The sequence below is a fragment of the Nocardioides cremeus genome (assembly GCF_030518195.1).
In the GTDB taxonomy this organism is placed as follows: Bacteria; Actinomycetota; Actinomycetes; order Propionibacteriales; family Nocardioidaceae; genus Nocardioides; species Nocardioides cremeus.
On sequence record NZ_JAULSC010000043.1, the window covers coordinates 1 to 8839 of the forward strand.

8 protein-coding genes are annotated in these 8839 nt (G+C 66.8%); 6 read left to right on the top strand and 2 right to left on the bottom strand.

Features of this window, described 5'->3' with window-relative positions; genetic code table 11:
• Window positions 1-180: 180 nt before the first annotated feature.
• Entirely contained in the window at window positions 181-777 is a 597-nt protein-coding gene (locus QWJ41_RS20360) for a hypothetical protein (RefSeq protein WP_302710296.1), read from the bottom strand.
• A gap of 508 nt (window positions 778-1285) precedes the next feature.
• Here QWJ41_RS20360 and QWJ41_RS20365 point away from each other — a divergent pair.
• The 3 genes from QWJ41_RS20365 (at window position 1286) to QWJ41_RS20375 (ending at window position 4063) form a co-directional block, all read left to right on the top strand.
• The gene (locus QWJ41_RS20365; RefSeq protein ID WP_300954980.1) at window positions 1286-1690 is read left to right on the top strand and encodes an ArsR/SmtB family transcription factor; all 405 of its coding nucleotides are present in this window, start codon (window positions 1286-1288) and stop codon (window positions 1688-1690) included.
• Window positions 1687-2820, top strand: a complete 1134-nt coding sequence (locus QWJ41_RS20370; RefSeq protein ID WP_302710297.1) for a cation diffusion facilitator family transporter — start codon at window positions 1687-1689, stop codon at window positions 2818-2820. The genes QWJ41_RS20365 and QWJ41_RS20370 overlap by 4 nt, the downstream gene beginning before the upstream one ends.
• A 178-nt stretch (window positions 2821-2998) precedes the next feature.
• Window positions 2999-4063 carry a HupE/UreJ family protein gene (locus tag QWJ41_RS20375; RefSeq protein WP_300954983.1) on the top strand — a complete coding sequence of 355 codons (1065 nt, stop codon included), beginning with the start codon at window positions 2999-3001 and terminating at the stop codon, window positions 4061-4063.
• Between the two features lie 706 nt (window positions 4064-4769).
• On the opposite strand, the gene QWJ41_RS20380 is transcribed toward QWJ41_RS20375, so the two are convergent.
• Window positions 4770-5129, bottom strand: a complete 360-nt coding sequence (locus QWJ41_RS20380) for an ArsR/SmtB family transcription factor (protein WP_300954985.1) — start codon at window positions 5127-5129, stop codon at window positions 4770-4772.
• A 209-nt stretch (window positions 5130-5338) separates the two neighbouring features.
• On the opposite strand from QWJ41_RS20380, the gene QWJ41_RS20385 reads away from it, so the two are divergent.
• The 3 genes from QWJ41_RS20385 (at window position 5339) to QWJ41_RS20395 (ending at window position 8682) form a co-directional block, all read left to right on the top strand.
• On the top strand, window positions 5339-7312 hold the full coding sequence (locus QWJ41_RS20385; protein ID WP_302710299.1) for a heavy metal translocating P-type ATPase: 1974 nt from the start codon (window positions 5339-5341) through the stop codon (window positions 7310-7312).
• A complete protein-coding gene (locus QWJ41_RS20390) occupies window positions 7302-7988 on the top strand; it encodes a ferredoxin--NADP reductase (RefSeq protein ID WP_302710301.1) in 687 nt (228 codons plus the stop codon). Before QWJ41_RS20385 ends, QWJ41_RS20390 begins: the two co-directional genes overlap by 11 nt.
• A gap of 322 nt (window positions 7989-8310) precedes the next feature.
• Entirely contained in the window at window positions 8311-8682 is a 372-nt protein-coding gene (locus tag QWJ41_RS20395; RefSeq protein WP_302710303.1) for a transcriptional regulator, read from the top strand.
• The last annotated feature ends 157 nt before the right edge of the window (window positions 8683-8839 follow it).

Sequence of the window (8839 nt, forward strand, 5' to 3'; positions counted from 1 at the left end):
GCCCTGGTGGTCGTTGACCAGACGTACAGCCCTGGCCTTCAGCTCCTGATCGATCTTCTTCGGCATGGTGCTCATCCTCCTGGACTCAAACAGGAGCGGCATCAAACCTGGGGCGCTTCACAAACGACAGCCACCAGGTGCGCCAAAACACCTGGTGGCTAGAACGTGGTACCCATCGCCTCAGTCGTCGGAGCCGTTGTCGTCGGACCCGTTGTCGTCGGAGCCGTTGTCGTCGGAGGAGCCGTTGTCGTCGGAGCCGTTGTCGTCGGAGCCGTTGTCGTCGGAGGAGCCGTTGTCGTCGGAGCCGTTGTCGTCGCGACCCTTGTCGTCGCGACCCTTGTCGTCGCGACCCTTGTCGTCGCGACCCTTGTCGTCGCGACCCTTGTCGTCGCGGCCCTTGTCGTCGCGACCCTTGTCGTCGCGACCCTTGTCGTCGCGACCCTTGTCGTCGCGACCCTTGTCATCGCGGCCCTTGTCATCGCGGCCCTTGTCATCGCGGCCCTTGTCGTCGCGGCCCTTGTCGTCGCGGCCCTTGTCATCGCGGCCCTTGTCATCGCGGCCCTTGTCATCGCGGCCCTTGTCATCGCGGCCCTTGTCATCGCGGCCCTTGTCGTCGCGGCCCTTGTCGTCGCGGCCCTTGTCGTCGCGGCCCTTGTCGGCGCGGCCCTTGTCGTCGCGGCCCTTGTCGTCGCGGCCCTTGTCGTCGCGGCCCTTGTCGTCGCTAGCTGGGCTGACGGTCGATGTGCCGGCGTTGGAACTGGCGTTGGCAAGCGCCACTCCACCGATACCTGTCGCGAGAACAACCGCAGTAAGGATCCCAGCGCCCAAAGTGGAAGTGAGCTTCATGTCATCTTCTCCGTTCGTCGAGTGGAGCGCGGATCCGGCCCGGCCCCGTTCTTCCCACCGCGTTTTGCGGCGTCACTTAGGAGACTAGGAGGCGTCGAGTTAGCGCTCGGACGTCACAGAGTTAACGCTCGGCAAGCATCTTAAGGGCGGGCTGCTTCTCCGCAAGGGCAGCGCGCCACCGCCCTCCCGACCAGTGCCCCCGCCTGGTCGCTAGCGAACGCGAGGCTGGAAAGGGACTTAGGTCGGAGAACTTGGAGGGTCGCGCCATCGTTGTACGCGGCTGACGTTGCGCGATCGACCAGTCCGGGATGCTCGTCGCGGGCGAAACTTGCCAGTCGGCTTCCAATGAGGCATCGAATCGCTCGATCTGGGCACAGCTCACTGACTCCCACTCGGTGCGAGGATATCCTCCCTCCCACCCATGCGTTAGTGTTTGCGCATGTGCGCATATAGAGAGCCAGCGTCGCATCCGATCCTTCCCGAGGATGAACAGGTCGACCTGGCTGTCGAGGTGTTCCGCATGCTCGCCGACGCCACCCGCGTGAAGCTGCTGTGGGTACTGCTGCCAGGCGAAGCCTCCGTGAACCAGCTCGCCGAGGCGGTGGCCAAACCCCAGGCTGCGGTCTCCCAACACCTGGCCAAGCTGCGCATGGCCCATCTGGTTCACACCCGCAGGCAGGGAACACAGGTGTTCTACCGCGTCGTGAGCGACCACGTGCGCCAGCTCATCGAGGACGCGATCTTCCACGCCGAGCACGCAGGTGGCGGCGTACCGCACCACCACCGCGACGATCCAGACCTCGCGGGCCCGACAGCCACGAAACCGAGCAGGAGCCTCTCATGAGCCCCGATACATCAGATTCCCACGATCACCCCTCCCCCACGCCGTCGCAGGCGCCGCACGAGGACCACGACGACCACGACGGCCACGACGGCCACGACGGCCACGACATCGATCACGGCCATGCCCATGGCGCACACGACCATGAACATGCCACCGGGATCAAAGGCTTCCTCTCGTCACTGTTCCGTCCGCACAGCCACGACGCCGCGGATTCGATCGACTCGGCGCTCGAGTCGAGCGCGGAGGGCATCCGGGCACTGAAGATCAGCCTGGTCATCCTCGGCCTGACCGCGCTCGCGCAACTTGTAGTGGTCCTGTTCACCGGGTCGGTGGCCCTGCTGGCAGACACGATCCACAACTTTTCCGACGCGTTGACGGCGGTGCCGTTATGGATCGCCTTCGTCATGGTGCGTCGGGCGCCCACCCGCCGCTACACCTACGGGTACGGCAGGGCCGAGGACCTGGCCGGGGTGTTCATCGTCGCGATGATCGCGCTGTCGGCGGCCGTCGCGGGCTACGAATCGGTGCGGCGCCTGTTGGATCCGCAACCGATCAGCAACGTCGGGGTCGTGCTCGCCGCCGGTGTCCTGGGCTTCGTCGGCAACGAGGCGGTGGCCCTCTACCGGATCCGGGTCGGTCGCAAGATCGGCTCGGCCGCCCTGGTGGCCGACGGGTTGCACGCGCGCACCGACGGATTCACCTCACTGGCGGTCGCCGGCGGCGCCATCGGCGTGATGGCCGGCTTCCCGCTCGCCGACCCCATCGTCGGGCTGCTCATCACCGTGGCCATCCTGGTGGTCCTCAAGAGCGCCGCCCGCGACATCTACCGCCGACTCATGGACGCGGTTGAGCCCGAGCTCGTCGACACCGCGGAGGCAGCCCTGCGCACCGTTCCCGGCGTTCAGGACGTCGAAAGCCTCCGGCTGCGGTGGCTGGGCCACCGGCTGCGCGCCGAGACCGACATCACCGTGGAGAACACCCTCAGTGTTGCCGCGGGTCACGCGATCGCCGTCGCCGCCGAGCACGAGTTGCTGCACGCCGTACCGCGCCTCGACGCCGCCACCGTCCACGTCAACCCCAGCCACGGCGAAGGTGCAGACCCGCACGAGGTCATGGCCCACCACCAGTAGCCGGGACGAGAAAGGCGATGACACCGGATGCTCCGGGCTGGAGCCCTGGCGTCATTTGGCGGACCAGGGCCGGCACCACGCCGACGAACTAACAACCCGGGAGGTAGTCCCCGCACGGGTCATGCCACCTGCCCATACCCTTCGACCCGCGTCCCACGACCAACCAGGAGCATCAACGATGGCCCGACCGCGCATCCTTTTGTGGATCCCGCCTCTGCTTGCTGCGCCGATCCTGATCGCCGCCGCCAGCCCTGCATTCGCCCACGGCATCGGCGACGAGGCCGCGGACCGATCCATCCTCGGGTTCATCCCGGTCGGCATCGAGCACATGCTGCTGGGCTGGGACCACCTGCTGTTCGTCGCCGGTGTCGTCCTGGTCGCGCGCAAGGTGAGACTCGCAGTGAAACTGATCAGCCTGTTCGTCCTCGGGCACTCAACCACGCTGATCGCTGCAACCCTCGCCAATTGGCGGGTCGATCCCGACGCCGTCGATGTCGTCATCGCACTCAGCGTGGTGTTCGTCGCCGGCGTGGGCATCTTCGGTCGACCGGAGCGATTCAGGCTCTTCGGCGCGGCAGTCGTCGGTTTCGGCCTCATCCACGGACTCGGCCTGGCCACCCGGTTCCAAGACATCGGAGTCCCCGAGGACGGCGAGCTCTGGCGAGTGATCGCCTTCAACATCGGCATCGAGATCGGCCAGCTCAGCGCCATCGCCGTCATGGCCGCGATAGCGTTCGGCGCCACCAAACTGATCGGCCCCGACAAAACCCCCAGAGCGGCACAGCTCGCCTGCGCGCCGATGTTCATCGGTGGATCCGTCGCCGCCAGCCTGATCGCCCTCAACTCGTTCACCGCACTGCCCGACCCACCACAAGCCGAGCTGTCGGCAGACACCACCTGCGAGATCACTTCGCCTACCGAGCCGCTCCCCGCCACCGGCGGCGACCATCCCGAACGTTCGTTCTTCGACCCGCACGAGGGAGCACCGCTCGTCGACTTCGGCCACTCACTCGGCGACGGCTACGTCATCGTCCTCTACCCGCCGGACATCAGCCTGACCGACCTCGAAGCCCTCCGCGCCTTCGTCGACAGTCCAGACGGTGACGGAGTCCTCGCCGGAGCCCATGCCGACGACACCAGCCTGCGGGTTCTCCAGCAACGCGACACCATGACCTGCGAGCAGGTCGAAGTGGACAGCGTCAAGGCGTTCAGCCAGAACTGGCTGGAACCACTAAGGGGGTAATCCCGGCGGGCGTATGTAGTCGGACCATGACGAGGTCATCGTGTGCGACCGCGTTGGGGCACCCGCCTCGCTTTCCGGCTGGATTGTCGGGGAGCCGCGCGCCGGAGTCGCGGATGACCATGGTGCAGGCCAGGCAGACGCGCGCTCGCATGAGGATGGCTCAGCAGGTGCGGCTAAGCGCCGTCGGTAGGGAGGGTCGGGGCACGGAGGGCTCTATCTGTGATCTCAGGACCCTCGTCATGCAGTGCGGCACCGAGCCGCTCCGTGTGCCTGGCGGCTTGCCTCACGGTCAGGTGAGCCCCGGAGTCGAGCCATCAGGTGAGCACACCACGATCGCGCTTGCTTCGTAGCGACAGGCGAGAGCGTCGCGGGCTGCGGCGCCGGGAAGCCCGACGAGCAGCGCTTCGAGGTCGTTGCGCAACCGGTCTAGGAACAGCTGTCCTGCTCTTCCTTTTCGAGAGAGCGAGGTACAGGTGGGTCTGCTGCACGAACGGGTGACAGATTGACCTCAGCAGACCCCAGCCCTGAATGGGCTGGGCTAGTGACGAGTCGGATGCGGGCGATCCACTCAGCATTGACCTGGCCAGCTACGGCGACTTCTTCGCCTAGCACGGCCGCAGTACCTGGCGCCACAGGCTTGGTGGGATGCATCCCTGCCAGGTGCAAGACCCTCAATCAAGCGGATACTCGATGGTTGGCGCAGACTCTAGGCCTGTTGAATGGCCGGCCGCTCGGTGTGCCCAGCCGGGGCTTCTGCTGCGCGGCGATCCGTGGCTCCCATCCGAACGTGCTCGGCGTGGTAGATGGCTTGTTCGAGCAACTCCGCGACGTGATCGTCGTACAGGCTATAGCTGATGTTGCGGCCTGAGCGCTCACCGTCCACCAGTCCGAGGTTGCGCAACAGCCGCAGCTGGTGCGACACCGCTGACTGCTCCATCCCGATCGCTTCCGCGAGCTCGCCCACCGTTGCCGACCCGTTTTGAAGGGTGGCCAGGATCAGCAGCCTGCTCGGCGTAGCGAGCGCCTGCAGGGTGGTCGCTACCGACTTGGCGGTGGCGTGATCCATCCTTGCCGACCCCGCGACTCGACTGTCTGCTCCGTGACCCATGGCACCAGCATACGACTTTGCATGAAGAAGTGTTCATGTGTAACGTCGGGATCGAATGAATATCTCTTCATCTATGCCCGCTTCGCAGAGCAGACTTCCGGACAGGACCCCCAATGTCAGTCATTGAGACAACCACCGCTGCTCGGCCGCCGAAGGACATTCGTCCGGTGCGATCGCCGTTCCTGGCTGCGCTCTCGTTGCCCGAGATCCGGTGGGCCGCGCTTGCCACCGTCCTGTTCGCCGTGGGCGCGGTGGCCCAGGTCGCCGGTGCGCCTGAGGTCGTGTGGTGGAGCCTGTACCTGGCCTGTTACGCCGCGGGTGGCTGGGAGCCGGCGCTGGCTGGTTTGCAGGCGTTGCGCGAGAAGACGCTGGACGTCGATCTGCTGATGATCGTGGCGGCCCTCGTGGCTGCGTCGATCGGGCAGATCTTCGAGGGGGCGTTGTTGATCGTCATCTTCGCCACGTCCGGCGCTTTGGAGGCATTCGCGACCCGGCGTACCGAGGACTCCGTCAACGCGCTCCTGACGCTCGCACCGGAGCGCGCGGTGCGTCTGTCCAAGTCCGGGGAAGAGGAGGACGTCGACGCTGAAACGCTGGTCGTCGGCGACCTGGTCCTGGTCCGGCCGGGCGAGCGGGTCGGCGCGGACGGCGAGATCCTCAACGGGGTCAGCGAACTGGACCAGGCCTCCATCACCGGGGAGCCGCTGCCGGTGACCAAAGGTCCCGGGGACGAAGTCTTCGCCGGCACGCTGAACGGGGCCGGTGCATTGAGGGTGCGGGTGCATCGCGCGGCCGCTGACACCGTGATCGCGCGCATCGTGGCGATGGTCGAGCAGGCCTCGTCGAGCAAGGCCAAGACCCAACTGTTCATCGAGAAGATCGAGCAGCGCTACAGCGTCGGCGTCGTGGTCGCCACGCTGGCGCTGTTCACGATCCCGCTCGTCTTCGGGGCCGAGTTCGAGCCGACCCTGCTGCGGGCGATGACCTTCATGATCGTCGCGTCGCCGTGCGCGGTGGTGCTGGCCACGATGCCCCCGTTGCTGGCCACCATCGCCAACGCCGGCCGCCATGGCGTCCTGGTGAAGTCCGCGGTGGCACTCGAGGAGCTCAGCAAGGTCGACCTCGTCGCCTTCGACAAGACTGGCACCCTGACCCAGGGCACACCCCGGGTGGCGTCGGTCGTCACGTTCGGTGACACGTCCGAAGCCGAGTTGCTGCGGGTAGCGGCCGCGGCCGAACGACGTAGCGAGCACCCGGTGGGTCGAGCCATCGTGGCCGCTGCTCGCGAGCGCAGCATCGAGTTCCCCGAGCCCGACGAGTTCGGCTCGACGCCAGGTCGCGGCGTGGACGCGAGGGTCGAGGGTCGATCGGTGACCATCGGCGCCCCCAGCCCACTGTTGCCCGCCGACGAGCGCCAGGCACAGGCTGCCGTCGCGGAGCTGGAACGCTCCGGTCACACCGCCGTTGTCGTGCTGGTCGATGAGCGTGTCATCGGCGTTGTGGCACTCACCGACCGTGTTCGAGACGGAGCACAATCGGCGGTGCGGTCCCTCACCGACCTCACCGGCAACGAGGCGGTACTGCTAACCGGCGACAACCAGCCCGCCGCCGAGCGCTTGGCCCACAGCGTCGGGATCACCCGGGTCGAGGCCCACCTCCTCCCCGCCGACAAGGTGACCGCCGTCAAGCGCCTGCGCACGGGCGGCCACCAGGTCCTGCTGGTCGGTGACGGCGTCAACGACGCACCCGCGATGGCGGCAGCGCACGTCGGGGTGGCCATGGGCCGCAACGGTTCAGACCTCGCGATGGAAACCTCCGACGTCGTCCTGGTCCGCGACGACCTCGCCGCGCTGCCCAAGACGATCGACCTTGCGCGACGTGCGCACCGCGTCGTGAAAGCCAACCTCGTCATCGCCGGCACCGTCATCACCGTGCTCGTGGCCTGGGACATCTTCGGGACACTCCCGCTACCACTCGGCGTCGCCGGACACGAGGGGTCGACGATCATCGTCGCGCTCAACGGTCTCCGGCTGCTGCGCAAGTCCGCCTGGCAGAAGGCCGGAACCGCGCCCGCCACCCCCACCGCCGCCGTCACGGGTGGTGTCAGTTCACGGCAAGGCGAACTGCGCCGTGGTGCATAAGAACGTCGACATCCCGATCGTCGTCAAGGAGGTCCGACCCGAGACCCCCGGCCACCTGTCCCTCGTGTTCGCGCGACCACCGGGCTTCGACTACGAGGCCGGCGACTGGATCGACCTCGGGTTCGACCAAGACCTGTCCGGCGGCAGAACCTACTCGCTGTCCTCAGCTCCGACGGAGGCCGACTTGGTCATCACGTTCAAGGAAGGTCAGAGCGGGATCAAGCGCACGCTGCAGAACGCCCGGGCTGGCGATTCCTATCGCATCACCGCGTACGGCAACGACTACGAGTTCTCGCTGCGTCAGCACCGCAACAGCGTGCTCATCGCCGCCGGCGTCGGTGTGGCACCGTTCCGGAGCATGATCGCCGCCATGGCCCACCGCTCCAGCCAGGAATCGGTGCACTTGACCTACCTCAACCGCAGCCCCGACTTCCTGTTCCAAGACGAGTTCGATTCCTGGCAACGGCAGATCCCAGCCGTCTCGATCGACTACGTCGTCACCCACGCGATGAAGAGCAAGGAACGCCGACGTCTCCTCACCGAGTGCGTCGAGGACTCCGTGCACTACTACTACATCGCCGGTCCTCCGGCAATGATCGAGTCCACCGAAGTCGTCCTCATGGCCGCCGGCGTCGACCACGACGACATCAGGATCGACGCGTTCAGCGGCTACTAGCTGCCCCGCCCCGGTCCGTCCAGAACTATGAGGATCCGTGGAGAGGTCCGACGGCGACGGCAAAGTAGACGCCACCGAGGTCGAGGAGTCGAGCAGGCCAGCAACGGCCCGACCAGGGACCCGACGCCCACTCCAACGAGCCCAAGCACCAAGACGCCAACGAGTCCGCGAGCCGGAGTAGGCGCCATCCACCGATCAGGTCGCGGCGCCCGCCGGCAGTAGTCGACACGTCGGCGCGCCCGTTGACTCTGCAGCAAGCAGGCCCTCCTCGGTCCGCACGTCGGGGGCGAGAGTCGTGTCGGTTCGTTCAGCTCCCCAAAGCGTGGACAGTGAGTCTGGGCGTTCGCAGCACGATCACCTGGTCGGGCTCGAGGCGGAGGTCGTTGGCTCGCCGGCTTCCGGCATCTCGTCGTGGGCACTGCTGCAGGGTGCGACCTCGGTCAACTGCCCGGCCGAACTGGTCCACGCCTCACCCTCTGGCGTCAGCCAGCATGTGGCCGAGATGCGTCCCGCAGGGTTGGTGCACGGACGTCGTGGTGGCACCTACATGGACTACGCAGCGGGCAGCAGCCACGTGCGCGCTCTGCTCGAAGAGGCACTCTTCCAAGCCGCCCACGCCGACCGGGGGCTCAACAGCGAGGTTCCCCATAGCCACGCCACCGGGCGTTCAGCGCTCAATGCGACGGTGCGCTGATACGCCGATCGCGAGGGAACGCCAAGCGCCCCTCATTGTCAAGGGCCAGTGAGAACTGCCCAGTGGCGGACATGAAACCTGCCCGCTGACGGCCACGAGAACTGCCCGGTGGTGGCCATGGGATCTGCCCAAGGGGGCTGCGGCCACCACCGACCAG